Source organism: Pseudomonas sp. KH_017 (assembly GCF_057840285.1).
The window spans coordinates 2280959-2297435 of record NZ_CM174509.1 but is presented as its reverse complement, the minus strand read 5'-3'; the positions used below and the strand labels follow the sequence as shown (position 1 = coordinate 2297435).

Here is a 16477-nt window from a genome sequence, read left to right as displayed (position 1 = left end):
CAGATCAGGTGAAACTCCATAAAAAATCTGACGATGACGCTGGTTTCACGGCAATGTAGGGCGTGAGTTCGGGCAATAAAATATCGCAGGCACACTTTTCACATAGATCAGCACCTATGTAAGCGAGAATCGGGAGCCCCCATGCTGGGAACTGTAACGGAGCTGGATCTGCGCCTGATCCGGGTATTTCTGACCGTCGTCGAGGCGGGCGGCATCTCGGCGGCACAAACCGCGCTCAATACCACGCAACCCACGATCAGCGCGCAGTTGGCGACACTGGAAGCGCGGGTTGGTTTCCGTCTGTGCGAACGCGGGCGCGGCGGGTTTTCGGTAACGCCCAAAGGCACTCAGTTCATCGACGCGGCCCGACGCTTGCTGGCGGCGGCCGAAGGTTTCCGGGTCGAGGTGCAGCACATCAACCGCAAAGTCTCGGGCAGTATCAACATCGGCCTGCTGGGGCAAATCGATCCGGTGGCGAACAGGAAAATCGGCTTGGCCATTGCCCGGCTGCGATCGCGGCACGAGGGGCTGTACTTCCATTTCACCGAGCTGTCGTCGTCGCTGCTGGAAGAAAAAATCATCAACGGCCATATCGACCTGGCCATCGGTTACTTCTGGCATCGCTTGCCCAGCATCGATTATTTCCCGCTGTTCCCGGAAACCCAGATCGCTTATTGCGCGCCCTCGCATCCGCTGTTCGGCAAGGTCGGCGCACTGACTCGCGAAGATGTCAGCGGGTTCGACTGGGTCTGGCCGAGCCATCCGCTGCCGGAAATGCCGGCCCCCACGTCCATCGAGCGCTTGACCGTGCTCACCGACAGCATGGACGGCGCAGCCCTGCTGATCCTGTCCGGCCAGCACCTGGGATTTCTGCCGCAGCACTACGCGACCCGCCATGAACAGCTGGGGCAGTTACACCCGCTGAACCCGGACCTGTTGCGCTATGAGGTCAGCTTTCATGCGGCGGTGCGGCATTCGGCGCGGCAGCGGGATCTGGTGAGTGCGTTTCTGAATGAGCTGATGGAGATTTTCGGAGCGGTGTAGGTCCTGTGTGAGCGGCGGTGCGGCGATCCGACTTGCTCGCGAAGACGTCGTTACAGTCAATATTGATGTGACTGACCCTCCGCTTTCGCGAGCAAGCCCGCTCCCACAATGATTTCGGTTGCTTGCAGATTTTGCGTACACCTACTAACCCTGTGGGAGCGGGCTTGCTCGCGAAGGCGTCGTTACAGTCAATATTGATGTTGACTGACCCTCCGCTTTCGCGAGCAAGTCGGATCGCCGCACCGCCGCTCCCACAGGGGAATACTGTGGTTTCAGAAGTGGATGTCCTTGGCCGGTATAACATCGATCCGCGCCACGGAACCGGTCAGGCGCTTCAGGTCCTTGTTGTGCTCGGCAATGATGTCTTCGGCGGTCAGGTTACCGTTGTCGACGGTGGAATGCGCGTCGCCCGCCAGCACCACGTCGTAGCCAAGTTTCAGGGCCTGGCGCACGGTGGCGTTGACGCAGTAATCGGTCTGCAGGCCGCAGATGACCAGGCGCTCGAAGTCCTCTTTCGGCAACAGTTTTTGCAGGTTGGTCTGGTAGAACGAATCCGGGGTGGTCTTGCGCACGCGGTGGTCCTTGGGCGAGGTTTCCAGCCCTTCCGCCAGTTGCCAGCCGGCAGCGCCATGCGCCAGGGGACTGTCCGCTTCTTCGTGCTGGATCAGCACCACGGGCACTCCCGCCTTGCGCGCCCGGGCAGACAGGTCATTGATGGTGTTGATGACCCGTCCAATCTCGAAGCACTCGTACTCACCGGAACACAAAGCCTGTTGGACGTCGATGATTAACAACGCAGTGGTCATGATTTACTTCCTTGATTTGTCGATGGATCAGGGGACGAACATAAGCCCCTCCCCCTCCGGACACAACCCTCAATAACCCAGCGACAACCCGGTGTTACGCCGTGGGTCGTTCGCCCCGTAGAAACGGTTCTTGCCGACCGGCTTGCCACCCAGGGATGGCGCGCCGACCAGGATCGCCGCCAGGTGGTTGGCATCCTGTGGACCGGCGAACTTGTGACCCCAGCTCTCGAGGATTTTCACCGTGTCCGGGCTGGTGGTGAAGGTTTCCAGGTTGGTTTCCTCCGGCAGCCACTGCTGGTGGAAGCGCGGTGCATCCACCGCTTCCTGGATGTTCATGCCGTAGTCGATCACGTTGAGCATGGTCAGCAAGGTCGCGGTGATGATGCGGCTGCCACCCGGCGTACCGACCACCATCACCACTTTGCCATCCTTGGTGACAATGGTCGGGCTCATGGACGACAGCGGCGCCTTGCCGGGCGCGATGGCGTTGGCCTCGCCCTGCACCAGGCCGTACATGTTCGGTACGCCGATCTTCGAGGTGAAATCGTCCATTTCATCGTTGAGGATGACCCCGGTCTTGCTCGCCATCACGCCGGCACCGAACCAGTCGTTGAGGGTGTAGGTCACCGACACCGCGTTGCCCCACTTGTCGACGATGGAGTAATGCGTGGTGTTGTTGCCTTCATGGGGCGCTACGCCGGGCTTGAGTTCGCTGGATACCGCGGCTTTTTGTGGTTTGATCGCGTCGCGCAGCTTGGTCGCGTAGTTTTTATCCAGCAGATGGGCAATCGGGTTCTTCACGAAATCCGGGTCGCCCAGGTAACTGTTGCGGTCCACATAGGCGTGGCGCATCGCTTCGATCTGATAGTGCATGCCTTGGGCCGAGTGATAGCCCAGGTCCTTCATCGGATAGCCTTCGAGGATGTTCATGATTTCGCAGATCACCACGCCGCCGGAACTCGGTGGCGGTGCGGAAACCACGTGATAGCCACGGTAGTCGCACTCGATGGGTGCCAGTTCGCGGGTCTTGTATTTGTCGAGGTCGGCCTGGGTGATGATGCCCTTGTTGGCCTGACTCGAGGTGACGATGGCGTCGGCCACCCAGCCTTTATAGAAACCGTCGGCGCCTTTCTCGGAGATCTCCCGCAAGGTCTTGCTCAGGTCCTTTTGCACCAGTTTCTGGCCGACCTGCATCGGCTCGCCCTTGCTGAGGAAGATCGAACCGGAATCCTTGATGTCCTTCTTGAACATGTCAGTGGCGTAGTCCAGCAGATCGACATCCCCCTGCTCCAGCACGAAACCGTCTTCGGCCAGCTTGATGGCCGGGGCGATGATTTCCTTGCGCGGCTTGGTGCCGTATTTGGACAGCGCCAGTTCCATGCCCGAAACGGTGCCCGGCACGCCCACGGCCAGGTGGCCACGGGTACTCAGATCAGGGACGACGTTGCCCTCCTTATCCAGATACATGTTGGCGGTAGCGGCCAGCGGTGCTTTTTCACGAAAGTCGAGGAAGGTCTTGCGCCCGTCCGCCAGTTGAATGGTCATGAAACCACCGCCGCCGAGGTTGCCTGCCGCGGGGTACACCACCGCCAGCGCATAGCCGACCGCGACCGCCGCATCCACGGCGTTGCCGCCGTTCTTGAGCACATCCACGCCCACATGGCTGGCCAGGTGCTGGGCCGTGACCACCATGCCGTTTTCCCCGGTAGCCGGGGCCACGGAGGCGGCGTGGGCGGTCAGGCAGCTGAGCGCCAATGAGGTCGCAATCAGCGATTTGGCAAAAGGTTCGTACTTCATGAGTCGGTCTCTTCTTGTCATTAAACAGGGAAACGTTTCAAAAGCCGTTGCCAAGTATGGTCGGGATTACGTATTGCGCCTCCCCGTCGAGGCAGTATCCTTAACGCCTGTTCAGCAATTTTGCGCGAGCCCTGGCATGACCTATACCTGCACCACCGTGGCTTCACCCGTGGGCCAGTTGAAGCTGGTCGCGAACGGTTCACGACTGACGGCCATCCTCTGGGAAAACGACAAACCCGGCCGGGTGCGCCTCGGCCCGATGAGTGAAGCCCCGGACAACCCGATCCTGGTGCGCACGGCTGTGCAGTTGCGCGAATATTTTTCCGGCACCCGCGATCGCTTCGAACTGGAACTGGATTTTGCCGGCACGGAATTTCAGAAGAAGGTCTGGGCGGCGCTGCTGACCATCCCGTTCGGCGAGACCCGCAGCTACAGCCAGATCGCCGAACAGATCGGCAACCCGGCGGCGGTCAGGGCGGTGGGCGCGGCGAATGGCAAGAACCCGATTTCGATCGTGGCGCCCTGTCATCGGGTGATCGGCGCGTCGGGCAAGCTCACCGGGTTTGCCGGCGGGCTTGAGGCGAAGGAGCTTTTGCTCACCCTTGAAGACGGGCAATGGCCCGGCACCGCACGCCTGCCAGGCTTTTGATCATGCTTGGACGAAGAGGTTTTTCATCGCCGCATACTGCAACAGCATGATGGTCTTGGCGTCGCAGATTTCGCCGCGGTAAAACGCTTCTAGCGCGTCGTCGAACGCCCACTCCAGCACTTCCAGTTCTTCGGTTTCCGACTCCAGTCCACCACCATCGCTGACTTTCGACTTCGCATCGTATTCGGCAATGAAGAAGTGCAGTTTTTCCGTCACCGAGCCGGGGCTCATGTACGCCTCGAAGACCTTCTGCACATGGTGCACGCGGTAACCCGTCTCTTCCTCCGCTTCATCGCGAATGCGGTCTTCAGGCGCCGCGCCTTCCAGTAGCCCCGCAGCCACTTCGATCAACAGCCCGTCGTGACCGTTGACGAATACCGGCAGGCGAAATTGCCGGGTCAGTACCACGGTTTTGTTTTCGCGGTTGTACAGGAGAATCGCCGCGCCATTGCCACGGTCGTAGACCTCCCGGACCTGGCGTTGCCACTCGCCGTTGTTGCGGCGGTAATCGAAGGTGATTTTCTTGAGCAGGTACCAGTCGTGGGACAACACCTGAGACTCTAGGATGTTGACCCGCTCGGCTGTGTTCGACATGACAACGCGTCCTGTTATTGGTCTGAGGGTCCACATGTTAAGTGAAAACGGAGAGCGTTTGCCCCCCTCAAGCAAGCTGCGCGTTGGCGACGGTTCAACTTTTCCGGGGATGGAACAATCGCTGCAACCGGGATAGGCTGCGGCTTCAATGCCATATGGATATAGCCATGAACCTGCGTATCGAACTGTCGCCAAACCCCACGGATGAACAACGCCAGGCCATCCTCAAACCGCTGCGCGCCTACAACGGCTCGAAGGCCGAAGGTAACGTGCCTGAGCACATCGCCTTGCTGGTGCGCGACGACAACGACGAGATCCTCGGCGGCCTGCATGGCCGATTGTTTTACCAGTGGCTGTACGTCGACTTGCTGGTGGTGCCGGAACAGGCCCGGGGACAGGGCCTGGGTTCGAAACTGATGCAGATGGCCGAAGACCTGGCGCGGGAACGGCATTGCGTCGGGCTGTGGCTCGACACCTTTGAATTCCAGGCACCTGAGTTCTACAAGAAATGCGGCTACAGCGAGATCGGGCACATTGCCGATTACCCGCCGGGCCACAAGCACTTCTTCTTCCAGAAGCGCCTGAGCTACTGACACACACAAGTCCCTGTGGGAGCGGGCTTGCTCGCGAAAGCGGTGGGTCAGTCGACATCAATATTGCTGAACAGCCGCCTTCGCGAGCAAACCCGCGCCCACAGGGGACTTGCGTTAGCCATCAGATCACAGGCAAGTCGCCAACGCCGCCAACCGGCGCTTGGCCACGAAATCGTCCTTCTGTGCGTAGTAGCTCAACACCGTGCCCGAGGCATCGGTGGTCACGTCGACGAAGGACTCCGCCGAACGGGTGTAAACGGTCGTGCCGCCCTTCTCCCCCGGTTGCAGATAGGCAGCGGCATCGACGCCGAACACGGCCTCGTCCTGCCAGGAAAACTGTACGCACTGGGCGACGTCTTTTCCCGGTTTTTCCGAGTTCAGGGTCTTGTACGGGGCCTTGGTGCGGGCGTCGTTCATCGCCGAGCCGGCGCATCCGGCCAGCAACGTCACGGCCAGCGCCGCCATCAGAATTCGCATTGCATTCACTCATCGGGAAAAAGCGGACTTTATCACCCCGGCAGCCCGTATCGTTCTGCTTTACTGCATTTATACCGCGACAGCGCGCAACGATTCGCGCACCCTGTCGCGCCAATAACGCCCCATCGCACCTCTGACTGGAAACCTGATGACACCTAATGCCGAGTTCTACAAACCGAGCACTGAATATGCCGACAAGCTGATCAGCCAGATCGGTCAGACGCCTTCCTGGATTGCCAAGCGAATCGGCGTCACCGACAAGCGGATTCGCTACATCCTCGACGGCGAAAGAACCGTCAAAGGCGAAACCACGCCGATCCAGATGACCTACACCGAACAGTTTGCCCTCGAATGCCTGGCGGCAGCGGCCAAGGCCGGCAAGAAGCAATCCTCGTAATCCGTTCTCAAGGAGCGACCATGGCGGCAAGCGAACAGCAACATGAACAGGCACTAAAGCGGTTTCTCGATGCGCGCCCCGAATTGCGCGAAGAACTCGACTACCTCAACCCGCTGTTGGCTCAGGCCAAGGGTGTAACGGCGGCACAGTATCGTGAGGAACGGCTGCACGAAGCATTTGAAGCTGAAGCAGAACGCCAGAAGTTGTTCGCTTGGGAACTGACGTTGCTGTTAACCGCTGCCACACCCGGGGACTATGAGGCGCAGCGCCTGGAAGTGCACCGGGAAGTGGCGGAAATGGCCGGCATGGACTGGCTGGAATATTGCGAGTTGAATGGGATAAAACCCTAAGCACTGTTCAGGGATACCGTCGCCGATGCTGCCCAACACCGCCAGGACCCACGCCAGCCCCGGTCATTTGCACACGCAAAAATGGCGCGGGCGCATAGGCCTGAGCCTGGTGGCCATGCTTTCGGTGTTGGCCGGTATGACCGACGCCATCGGCTTCATGGCCAGCGGCGACTTCGTCTCGTTCATGAGCGGCAATACCACCCGGATGGCGGTCGCCATCAGTGCTGGTGACCTTGGGTTGACCCTGCGCCTGGTGATCCTCGTCGCCACCTTCATCGTCGGCAACGCGCTGGGCATTATCGTCAGCCGGCTAGGCAGACGCCGGGCGCTGCCCTTGTTGTTGTGTATCGCCACCCTGCTGTGCACCGCCGCGGCCTGGCCCTATGACGCGCAGCTGCCAGCCCTGCTGGCGGCGATCATTGCGATGGGCATGCTCAACGCCGCGGTGGAAGAGGTGAACGGCCTGCCGGTGGGCCTGACTTACGTCACCGGTGCCCTGTCGCGTTTCGGCCGCGGGCTGGGCCGCTGGATGCTCGGCGAGCGCCGTAGCGGCTGGCGCGTGCAACTGATCCCCTGGACCGGCATGTTCGCCGGCGCGGTACTCGGTGCCGTGCTGGAACATCATCTGGGGCTCAAGGCATTGTTTGCCAGTGGCCTGCTGGCTGCCGGGCTCGGGGTGTTGTCGTTGAAGATCCCGCGGCGCTGGCAGTTGGGGTATATGCCGCGTTGAGACTTGCATCGCCTGTTCGACCGCCTTCGCGAGCAAGCCCGCTCCCACATTGATCGTGTGAACACTGGAGATCAAATGTGGGAGCGGGCTTGCTCGCGAAGGGGGCGACACGATCTACGCGTAAACGCCCTTCGCCGCCCCGCCGATAAAGCTTTATCATGGCCGCAGTTTCGCTGATCGAGTCCGTCATGAAGTTCGCCATCGCCGTGTTTTCCGCCGCCCACGCGCCCTCCTCGCGCCGCGCCCTGCTGTTCGCCCAAGCGGCACTGGCCGGCGGGCACGAGATTGTCCGGCTGTTTTTCTATCAGGATGGCGTCTACAACGCGTCCGCCAGTGTGGTCACTCCCCAGGATGAACTGGACTTGCCCAAACAGTGGCGTGCCTTTGTCAGCGACCATCAACTCGATGGCGTGGTGTGCATCGCCGCTGCCCTGCGGCGTGGCGTGTTGAACGAGGAAGAAGCCAGGCGCTATCAGCGCGAGGCGGTTGCCGTCGGCGCGCCTTGGGAATTGTCCGGCCTCGGCCAATTGCATGACGCGGCGCAGGATGCCGACCGTCTGATCTGTTTCGGAGGCGCATGACATGGCCAAATCCATATTGATCATCAGCCGCCAGTCGCCATGGTCCGGCCCTGGCGCGCGGGAAGCGCTGGACATCGTGCTGGCCGGAGGCGCCTTCGACCTGCCGATCGGCCTGCTGTTTCTCGATGACGGCGTGTTCCAGCTGTCCGCCGGTCAGAACGCCAAGGCCCTGCAACAGAAAGACCTGAGCGCCAACCTGCAAGCCCTGCCGATGTTCGGTGTCGAGGAACTGTTCGCCTGCGGCGACAGCATCGCCCTGCGTGGCCTGGACCCGAGCGGCCTGTCGCTGGAAGAAGCCCAGGTGTTGGCCGCCCACGAAATCACCGCCCTCATTGACCGTTACGACCAGGTGATCACCCTCTGATGTCGACTTTGCATGTGTTGTCTCATTCCCCGTTCGGCGACGAACGCCTGACCAGTTGCCTGCGCGTGATCGGCGCCAACGACGGGTTGCTGTTGTCCGGTGATGCAGCCTATGCGTTGCAGCCAGGCACCGCGCCGTTCACGGCGCTCAACGCACGCGGCCTGAAACTGTTCGTCCTGGCCGAAGATGCCCAGGCCCGTGCGCTTGCGGTTCCAGACTGGGCCAAGGCCATCGATTACCCGGCCTTCGTCGAACTGTCGATTCACTACGACAAGGTCAACAGTTGGCTATGAATGCATTGACGGTCGGCGCCCGCGCCATCGAGCTGGACAAGGATGGTTTCCTGGTCGAACTGAGTGACTGGTCTGCGGATGTGGCCAGTGCCCTGGCGGCGGCCGAAGACATCGAGTTGACGCCCGAACACTGGGAAGTCCTCGAACTGCTACGCAGTTTCTACGCCGAATTCCAGCTGTCACCGGCCACCCGCCCGTTGATCAAGTACACCGCCCTGAAACTCGGCCCGGAAAAAGGCAACAGCCTGCACCTGAACCGATTGTTCAAAGGCACTCCCGCCAAACTCGCCGCGAAACTCGCGGGCCTGCCCAAACCGACGAATTGCTTATGACCGATTACCCAGCACTGACACTCGAAACGCCCGCCGAGCATCCGTTCGCCCAGTTCGTGCGGATCCTTGGCAAAGGCAAGCGCGGCGCCCGTGACCTGACCCGGGTCGAGGCCCGCGAAGCCATGGGCATGGTGCTCGATGAAAAGGTCGAGGAAACCCAGCTCGGCGCTTTCCTGATGCTGTTGCGACACAAGGAAGAAAGCTTCGAGGAGATGGCAGGCTTCACCGAAGCCTTGCGCGAACGCCTGAATCCTCCAGCACTGGCGGTGGATCTGGACTGGCCGACCTATGCCGGCAAGAAGCGGCACTTGCCGTGGTATCTGCTGGCAGCCAAGTGCCTGGCGCAAAACGGCGTGCGGATTTTCATGCACGGCGGTGGCGCCCACACGGGCGGTCGGCTGTACAGCGAGCAACTGCTGGGCGAATTGAACATCCCGCTGTGCCGCAACTGGCAACAGGTGGGTTCGGCGCTGGATAACGGCGGACTGGCCTTCATGCCTTTGATGGACTGGGCGCCGCAGCTGCAACGCATGATCGACCTGCGCAACACCCTGGGCCTGCGCTCGCCGATCCACTCCCTGGCGCGGATTCTCAATCCGCTGGGCGCCCGTTGCGGTCTGCAGAGCATTTTCCACCCGGGTTATCAGGCGGTGCATCGCGATGCCAGCGGCCTGCTGGGTGACACCGCCATCGTGATCAAGGGCGATGGCGGCGAGATCGAGATCAACCCGGACGCCGACAGCCACCTGTACGGCACCACCGGCGGCGTTAGTTGGGATGAGGAGTGGCCGCAGTTGTCGGCGCAGCGTCACGTCAAACCTGCCTCGCTCGAGCCTGAACATTTGAAAGCGGTCTGGCGTGGCGACGTGGTCGACAGCTACCCGCAAATGGCCCTGATCTCGACCATGGCCCTGGCCCTGCGTGGCCTGGGACAGAGCCGTGAACAGGCCTTCGAAACCGCTGAAAAATACTGGGCTGCGCGGGACAAATCGATTTAATCGATCATTCGCGCCCGATCTTTGCGCTTTTTGTTCGAACTCATCGGAATAGACTCGACTCCATCGATTATGGGTTTCGGGAGTCTTGAACATGGGTTTGTTAGTGGATGGCCGCTGGCAGGACAAGTGGTACGAAAGCAGCAAGGACGGCGCGTTCCAGCGTGAACAGGCGCAGCGTCGCAACTGGTTGACCGCTGACGGCAAGCCGGGACCGACCGGCGTCGGCGGTTTTGCGGCCGAGCCCGGGCGCTATCACCTGTACGTGTCCCTGGCCTGTCCATGGGCCCATCGCACTTTGATCCTGCGCAAACTCAAAGGCCTCGAAAACCTGATCGACGTCTCTGTGGTCAGCTGGTTGATGCTGGAAAACGGCTGGACCTTCGACCAGGCCCTCGGTTCGACCGGTGACAAGCTCGATCATTTCGACTTCATGCACCAGCGCTACACCGCCGACACCGCAGACTACACCGGCCGCGTCACCGTACCGGTGCTGTGGGACAAAAAACTGAAGCGCATCGTCAACAATGAATCATCGGAAATCATCCGCATGTTCAATGGCGCCTTCGACGATCTGACCGGCAATGACCTGGACTTCTACCCGGCGCCGCTGCGCGGAGAGATCGATGCACTGAACGAGCGGATTTATCCGGCGGTGAACAATGGCGTGTACCGCGCCGGATTTGCCACCTCGCAACAGGCTTATGAACAAGCCTTCGATGAGGTGTTTGCCGAACTGGACCACCTGGAGTTGCTGCTGGGCGCCAACCGCTATCTGGCTGGCGAATACCTGACCGAAGCTGACATCCGCCTGTTCACCACGCTGATTCGCTTCGATGCGGTGTACTACGGGCACTTCAAGTGCAACCTGCGACGGATTGCCGATTATCCGAACCTGTCGAACTGGCTGCGGGAGATTTATCAGTGGCCGGGGATCGCCGAGACGGTGGACTTCACCCACATCAAGAACCACTACTACGCCAGCCACCGCACCATCAACCCGACGGGTGTGGTGCCGAAAGGCCCGGCTCAGGACTTCACCGCGGCCCATGATCGGGAGCGGTTGAGCGGGAAAGGGGTTTGGCGCAAGGCCTGAGTCTGAACAGAGTTTTGCGTTGAATTTGAGGGCCTCTTCGCGAGCAAGCCCGCTCCCACAGGGGATTTGTGTCGTTCACTAATCCAATGTGGGAGCGGGCTTGCTCGCGAATGGGGCGACTCGGTCTCTAGACCTGCCCCTGGGCCCCTTCAAACCACGCCAGTTTCTCGCGCAGTTGCACCACTTCACCGACGATCACCAATGTCGGCGCATGCACTTCATGCTCCGCCACCAATCGAGGCAAATCGGCCAACGTGCCGGTAAACACCCGCTGGTTGACCGTGGTGCCCTGCTGGATCAGTGCCGCCGGGGTATCGGCGGCGCGACCATGCTTGATCAACTGTTCGCAGATGATCGGCAAGCCCACCAGGCCCATGTAGAACACCAGGGTTTGCGCCGGGGCCACCAGATCGGCCCATGGCAAATCGCTGGAGCCGTCCTTGAGGTGGCCCGTGATGAAACGCACCGACTGCGCATAATCGCGGTGGGTCAGCGGAATCCCGGCATAGGCCGCGCACCCGCTGGCCGCCGTGATCCCCGGCACGACCTGGAACGGGATGCCATGGGCCGCCAGTTCTTCGATCTCCTCACCACCACGACCGAAGATGAACGGATCACCGCCCTTCAATCGCACCACGCGCTTGCCTTGCTTGGCCAGGCCCACCAATTGCTGGTTGATCTGGTCCTGCGGCACCGCGTGATCGGCTCGGCGCTTGCCGACGTAAACCCGCTCGGCGTCGCGACGGCACAGTTCGAGAATCGCCGGTGCGACCAAACGGTCGTACAGCACCACATCGGCTTGCTGCATCAGACGCAATGCCTTGAACGTCAGCAGGTCCGGGTCACCTGGCCCGGCGCCCACCAGATAGACCTCACCGGTCGCCACTGGCGCTTCGCCATCAATTTTCGCCTGGAGCAAGCGCTCGGCTTCACCGCCCTGCCCGGCCAGTTGCCGGTCGGCAATCGGGCCCTGGAAAACATCTTCCCAGAACGCCCGACGCTGCTGCACATCCGGAAACAGGCCTTTGACCTGATGACGGAATCGCGCCGCCAGACCGGCCAGGTGACCGTAGGTGGAAGGAATCCAGGTTTCGATCTTGGCGCGGATCAAACGCGCCAGCACCGGCGCATCGCCGCCGCTGGACACCGCGATAATCAGTGGGGAGCGGTCGACGATCGCCGGAAAGATCACGCTGCACAGGGCTGGCGCGTCCACCACGTTGACTGGCACGCAACGCCGATGGGCATCGGCGGAGACTTGTGCGTTCAGCGTTTCGTCGTCGGTGGCGGCAATGATCAGCCCGCAACCGTCCAGATCCGCCTCGGCGTAGCCACGTAGCAGGCACTCGCCACCGCTGCCGGCGACCAACTCGCGCAATTGCGCTTCGATTTCAGGTGCAACCACCCGCAGCAGCGCACCGGCATCGGCCAGCAGGCGGGATTTGCGCAAGGCAATCTCCCCCCCGCCGACGACCAACACACGACTGCCGCGAAGGTTGTGAAACAGCGGCAGATAGTTCATTTAGCCGATAACCTCGAGGCCACCCATGTACGGCTTGAGGACTTCAGGCACACGGATCGAACCGTCGGCCTGCTGGTAGTTCTCCAGCACCGCCACCAGGGTACGACCGACTGCAAGACCGGAGCCGTTCAGGGTGTGTACCAGTTCCGGCTTGCCGGTTTCCGGGTTGCGGAAACGCGCCTGCATGCGGCGGGCCTGGAAGTCGCCGCAGTTGGAGCACGACGAGATTTCGCGGTACTTGTCCTGGCTCGGGATCCACACTTCCAGGTCGTAGGTCTTGACCGCGCTGAAGCCCATGTCGCCGGTGCACAGCGCCAGGGTGCGGTAAGGCAGTTCCAGCAACTGCAGGACTTTCTCGGCGTTGGCGGTCAGGCCTTCCAGCGCTTCCATCGACTGCGATGGCTCGACGATCTGCACCATTTCAACCTTGTCGAACTGGTGCTGACGGATCATGCCGCGGGTGTCGCGGCCCGATGCGCCGGCTTCACTGCGGAAGCACGGCGTGTGGGCGACGAACTTGATCGGCAGCAGTTTCGAGTCGACGATTTCGCCAGCGACGATGTTGGTCAGCGACACTTCGGCGGTCGGGATCAGGTACAGGTCGGCTTCGCCTTCGCGCGCGATCTTGAACAGGTCTTCTTCGAACTTCGGCAACTGGCCGGTGCCTTGCAGCGCCGGGGCCTGGACCAGATAAGGCGTGTAGGCCTCTTCGTAGCCGTGCTCGGTGACGTGCAGGTTGATCATGAACTGCGCCAGGGCGCGGTGCAGACGGGCGATCGGGCCGCGCAGCAGGGCGAAACGGGCGCCGGACAGCTTGGCGGCTGTTTCGAAGTCCAGCCAGCCGAACTTCTCGCCCAGGGCCACGTGGTCCTGAACCGGGAAATCGAAGGCCGTCGGGGTGCCCCAGCGGCGCACTTCGACGTTGCCGTCTTCGTCTTCGCCGACCGGTACCGATTCGTGCGGCAGGTTGGGGATACCCAGCAGGATCGAGTCCAGATCGGTCTGGATCTTTTCCAGGGCGATTTTTCCGTTGTTCAGTTGGCTGCCCATGTTTTCGACATTCGCCATCAGCGGCGCGATATCTTCGCCACGCTGCTTAGCTTGACCAATGCTTTTGGAAATCGCGTTGCGTTCGGCCTGCAGCCGTTCAGTTTCGGTCTGGACTTCCTTACGCTGTTCTTCCAGCGCTTCGATGCGCGCAACATCCAGGGTATAGCCACGGGATGCCAGGCGGTCCGCTACGTCCTGAAGGTTGCTACGTAACAGTTTGGAATCGAGCATGTCGGTTTCTCGTTTATCAAAGTTTGGTCAAGGACAGGCCGGCCCAGGTGGCAAGCAGCCCGCCGAATACGCTGAGCGCCGCATAGCCCAGGGCCAGCGGCACTTGCCCGCTTTCCAGCAGGCGCACCGTATCCAGTGAAAAGGATGAAAAAGTCGTCAGCCCCCCGAGGAAGCCGACGATCAACCCGGCACGCACCTCGATGGGCACCTCCGGGCGTATCAAAAACAGACCGTATAGAACGCCGATCAGCAAACAGCCCACGATATTAACGGCCAGCGTCGCGGTATAGAAGTGCCGCGGCCAATTCGCGTTGATCCAGTTGCCCGTGGCGAAGCGCAACAGTGTGCCGGCCATCCCGCCGACGGAAACCGCAACGATCAAGGGAAGCACTATTTTCTCCGCTGCCTTGGGCTTAAACGGTCGAGTTTTGCCAGGTGATTGAGTTTTTCGCCGATCTTCAATTCCAGGCCTCGGGGCACAGGCTGATAGAACGGGATCGGGTCGAGTTCTTCCGGGAAATAGTCTTCGCCAGCGGCATAAGCGTCCGGCTCATCATGGGCATAACGGTACTCATCGCCGTAGCCCAACTGCTTCATAAGCTTGGTCGGCGCGTTGCGCAGGTGCAGCGGCACTTCCAGCGAGCCGTGTTCGGCGGCGGCGCGCAGTGCGGTCTTGAAGCCCATGTACACCGCGTTGCTTTTCGGCGCGCAGGCCAGATAGGTGATGGCCTGGGCCACCGCCAGTTCGCCTTCGGGGCTGCCGAGGCGCTCCTGCACTTCCCAGGCCGCCAGGCACAGGCTGAGGGCGCGCGGGTCGGCATTGCCGATGTCTTCGCTGGCCATGCGCACCACGCGCCGGGCCAGATACAAGGGGTCGCAACCACCGTCGATCATCCGTGCGAACCAGTACAGCGCGCCGTCGGGGTTGGAGCCGCGCACCGATTTATGCAGCGCGGAGATCTGGTCGTAGAACGCTTCGCCGCCCTTGTCGAAGCGCCGGCGGGTGTCACCGAGCAGGCTTTGCAGGAGTTCGGTGCCGATTTCGTTGTTGTCTTCCGCCAGGTCCGAAGCGTTTTCCAGCAGGTTGAGCAGGCGCCGGCCATCGCCATCGGCGGCCGACAGCAGCATCTGGAAGCCTTCGTCGCTGAGGGTCAGATTACGTTTGCCCAGGCCACGCTCTTCGGTCAGCGCGCGATGCACCAGTTTGCGCAGGGCCGCTTCGTCGAGGCTTTTCAGCACATAGACCCGCGCCCGTGACAGCAAGGCGTTGTTGAGCTCGAACGAAGGGTTTTCCGTGGTCGCGCCGATGAAAATCAGCGTGCCGTCTTCGACATAGGGCAGGAACGCATCCTGCTGAGACTTGTTGAAGCGATGCACTTCGTCGACGAACAGGATGGTGCGGCGACCGTACTGCGCGGCCTGCTGCTTGGCGATTTCCACCGACTGGCGGATCTCCTTGACCCCGGCCAGCACCGCCGAGACCGTTTCGAAATGCGCATCCGAGACTTCCGCGAGCAATCGCGCCAGGGTGGTTTTGCCCACGCCCGGCGGCCCCCAGAAAATCATCGAATGCAGGGCACCCTGCTCCAGCGCCTCGCGCAAGGGCTTGCCGCGAGCGAGCACGTGTTCCTGACCGACGTACTCGTCCAGATTGGCCGCACGCAAGCGGGCGGCCAAGGGCTGGGCGATCGGGGTGCTGCGAAACAGATCCATGACTACCTGTGAAACCTCACTGCGCTTATATGCCACACCGTCCAGAGATTGGACAAAGATCCCTGTGGGAGCGGGCTTGCTCCGGGCGGCGTTCCGACGAAGAGGCCGTGTCAGTCGACATTTTGATTGAATGACACACCGCCTTCGCGAGCAAGCCCGCTCCCACAGGTTCGGCGTTTTACTCTTGAATCACATCCGCACCCTTGGGGATATCGAACTTGAACTTGGAAGCCGGGATCGGCACGTTGGCCTTCACACCGGTGAACAGGATATTGGTGCGCTGGCCGACACTGTCGATCAGTTGCATGTCGTTGACCAGGCCATTGCGGAACGACAGGCGCAGGCTGTCGAACAGGGTGTCCTTGGTTTTCGGTTTGAGGGTGAAGTCGATCACGCCGCCGGCTTCCTTGGCACTGATGTCAAAGCTCTGACTGATCTTGGACACGTCACCGGACAGCAGCAGCGCTGGGGTCTGGGTCAGGCGCTGGTCAAGGTTCTTGATGGTGGCCTGTTCCAGGTCCGGGTCCCACAGGGTGACTTTCTTGCCATCGGAGATCATGGTCTGTTCGGCCGGCGCATCGGTGTGCCAGTAGAACAGGCCCGGACGCTGCAGGGACATCTCGCCGGCGGTTTCCTGCAACTGGGTGCCGGTGCCATCAAGGGTCAGTTGCGAGAAGCGTGCAGTCAGGGTCTGGGATTTTTCCAGCAGTTGGGTCAGGCGCGCCACGTCCTTGTCATCGGCGTTAGCCTGGAGCGTGGTCAAGGCCAGTACCGGCAGCAACAGCATGCGGATCAGACGCATGGGAGTCCTCATAACATTCGTGGGAGTGTGGGCGGCGCCAAAGGCACCACCCTTTTCATAC

Annotated in this window: 21 protein-coding genes; 12 read left to right on the top strand and 9 right to left on the bottom strand. The window is 61.2% G+C overall.

Going from position 1 to position 16477, the window contains the following annotated elements:
- The first annotated feature begins 141 nt into the window (after positions 1–141).
- Entirely contained in the window at positions 142–1044 is a 903-nt protein-coding gene (locus AC3IT6_RS10420; protein WP_489355252.1) for a LysR family transcriptional regulator, read from the top strand.
- A 272-nt stretch (positions 1045–1316) separates the two neighbouring features.
- Here AC3IT6_RS10420 and AC3IT6_RS10415 read toward each other — a convergent pair whose 3' ends face one another.
- Both AC3IT6_RS10415 and ggt read right to left on the bottom strand, forming a co-directional pair.
- Entirely contained in the window at positions 1317–1850 is a 534-nt protein-coding gene (locus AC3IT6_RS10415) for a cysteine hydrolase family protein (RefSeq protein ID WP_489355250.1), read from the bottom strand.
- 69 nt (positions 1851–1919) lie between these two features.
- Positions 1920–3647 (bottom strand): gamma-glutamyltransferase, encoded by a 1728-nt coding sequence (gene ggt, locus AC3IT6_RS10410; protein WP_489355248.1) that lies wholly within the window; start codon positions 3645–3647, stop codon positions 1920–1922.
- Between the two features lie 136 nt (positions 3648–3783).
- Between ggt and AC3IT6_RS10405 the strand changes: the two genes are divergently transcribed.
- On the top strand, positions 3784–4296 hold the full coding sequence (locus AC3IT6_RS10405; RefSeq protein ID WP_489355246.1) for a methylated-DNA--[protein]-cysteine S-methyltransferase: 513 nt from the start codon (positions 3784–3786) through the stop codon (positions 4294–4296).
- On the opposite strand, the gene AC3IT6_RS10400 is transcribed toward AC3IT6_RS10405, so the two are convergent.
- Positions 4297–4890, bottom strand: a complete 594-nt coding sequence (locus tag AC3IT6_RS10400; RefSeq protein WP_489355244.1) for an NUDIX domain-containing protein — start codon at positions 4888–4890, stop codon at positions 4297–4299. It abuts the gene before it with no gap.
- Between the two features lie 167 nt (positions 4891–5057).
- On the opposite strand from AC3IT6_RS10400, the gene AC3IT6_RS10395 reads away from it, so the two are divergent.
- Positions 5058–5483 carry a GNAT family N-acetyltransferase gene (locus AC3IT6_RS10395; RefSeq protein WP_489355242.1) on the top strand — a complete coding sequence of 142 codons (426 nt, stop codon included), beginning with the start codon at positions 5058–5060 and terminating at the stop codon, positions 5481–5483.
- Between the two features lie 126 nt (positions 5484–5609).
- Here AC3IT6_RS10395 and AC3IT6_RS10390 read toward each other — a convergent pair whose 3' ends face one another.
- Complete coding sequence (locus AC3IT6_RS10390; RefSeq protein ID WP_489355240.1) at positions 5610–5960, bottom strand: hypothetical protein; 351 nt, start codon at positions 5958–5960, stop codon at positions 5610–5612.
- 148 nt (positions 5961–6108) lie between these two features.
- Here AC3IT6_RS10390 and AC3IT6_RS10385 point away from each other — a divergent pair, with 148 nt between their 5' ends.
- From AC3IT6_RS10385 to AC3IT6_RS10345, 9 genes are all read left to right on the top strand, one after another.
- Positions 6109–6357, top strand: coding sequence for a hypothetical protein (locus AC3IT6_RS10385; protein WP_008049352.1), 249 nt, complete (start codon positions 6109–6111; stop codon positions 6355–6357).
- 20 nt (positions 6358–6377) lie between these two features.
- Positions 6378–6707 (top strand): DUF6388 family protein, encoded by a 330-nt coding sequence (locus AC3IT6_RS10380; RefSeq protein ID WP_489355238.1) that lies wholly within the window; start codon positions 6378–6380, stop codon positions 6705–6707.
- Between the two features lie 25 nt (positions 6708–6732).
- Positions 6733–7437 carry a YoaK family protein gene (locus tag AC3IT6_RS10375; RefSeq protein ID WP_489355236.1) on the top strand — a complete coding sequence of 235 codons (705 nt, stop codon included), beginning with the start codon at positions 6733–6735 and terminating at the stop codon, positions 7435–7437.
- Between the two features lie 188 nt (positions 7438–7625).
- Complete coding sequence (tusD, locus tag AC3IT6_RS10370) at positions 7626–8018, top strand: sulfurtransferase complex subunit TusD (RefSeq protein ID WP_489356515.1); 393 nt, start codon at positions 7626–7628, stop codon at positions 8016–8018.
- 1 nt (position 8019) lies between these two features.
- Complete coding sequence (gene tusC, locus AC3IT6_RS10365; protein WP_489355234.1) at positions 8020–8382, top strand: sulfurtransferase complex subunit TusC; 363 nt, start codon at positions 8020–8022, stop codon at positions 8380–8382.
- Positions 8382–8675, top strand: a complete 294-nt coding sequence (gene tusB, locus AC3IT6_RS10360) for a sulfurtransferase complex subunit TusB (protein ID WP_489355232.1) — start codon at positions 8382–8384, stop codon at positions 8673–8675. The genes tusC and tusB overlap by 1 nt, the downstream gene beginning before the upstream one ends.
- Positions 8672–9007 carry a TusE/DsrC/DsvC family sulfur relay protein gene (locus tag AC3IT6_RS10355; RefSeq protein WP_046037873.1) on the top strand — a complete coding sequence of 112 codons (336 nt, stop codon included), beginning with the start codon at positions 8672–8674 and terminating at the stop codon, positions 9005–9007. The genes tusB and AC3IT6_RS10355 overlap by 4 nt, the downstream gene beginning before the upstream one ends.
- Positions 9004–10005: a glycosyl transferase family protein gene (locus tag AC3IT6_RS10350; protein WP_489355230.1), complete on the top strand. Its 1002-nt coding sequence runs from the start codon at positions 9004–9006 to the stop codon at positions 10003–10005. Before AC3IT6_RS10355 ends, AC3IT6_RS10350 begins: the two co-directional genes overlap by 4 nt.
- 91 nt (positions 10006–10096) lie before the next feature.
- Entirely contained in the window at positions 10097–11098 is a 1002-nt protein-coding gene (locus AC3IT6_RS10345; RefSeq protein WP_489355228.1) for a glutathione S-transferase family protein, read from the top strand.
- Positions 11099–11225: 127 nt separating this feature from the next.
- On the opposite strand, the gene cysG is transcribed toward AC3IT6_RS10345, so the two are convergent.
- From cysG to lolA, 5 genes are all read right to left on the bottom strand, one after another.
- Positions 11226–12620: a siroheme synthase CysG gene (gene cysG / locus AC3IT6_RS10340; RefSeq protein WP_489355226.1), complete on the bottom strand. Its 1395-nt coding sequence runs from the start codon at positions 12618–12620 to the stop codon at positions 11226–11228.
- A complete protein-coding gene (gene serS, locus AC3IT6_RS10335) occupies positions 12621–13901 on the bottom strand; it encodes a serine--tRNA ligase (protein WP_489355224.1) in 1281 nt (426 codons plus the stop codon).
- A 16-nt stretch (positions 13902–13917) separates the two neighbouring features.
- Complete coding sequence (crcB, locus tag AC3IT6_RS10330; RefSeq protein WP_056723806.1) at positions 13918–14292, bottom strand: fluoride efflux transporter CrcB; 375 nt, start codon at positions 14290–14292, stop codon at positions 13918–13920.
- On the bottom strand, positions 14292–15614 hold the full coding sequence (locus AC3IT6_RS10325; RefSeq protein ID WP_489355221.1) for a replication-associated recombination protein A: 1323 nt from the start codon (positions 15612–15614) through the stop codon (positions 14292–14294). Before AC3IT6_RS10325 ends, crcB begins: the two co-directional genes overlap by 1 nt.
- Positions 15615–15792: 178 nt before the next feature.
- Complete coding sequence (lolA, locus tag AC3IT6_RS10320; protein WP_223447809.1) at positions 15793–16416, bottom strand: outer membrane lipoprotein periplasmic chaperone LolA; 624 nt, start codon at positions 16414–16416, stop codon at positions 15793–15795.
- Positions 16417–16477: the final 61 nt, after the last annotated feature.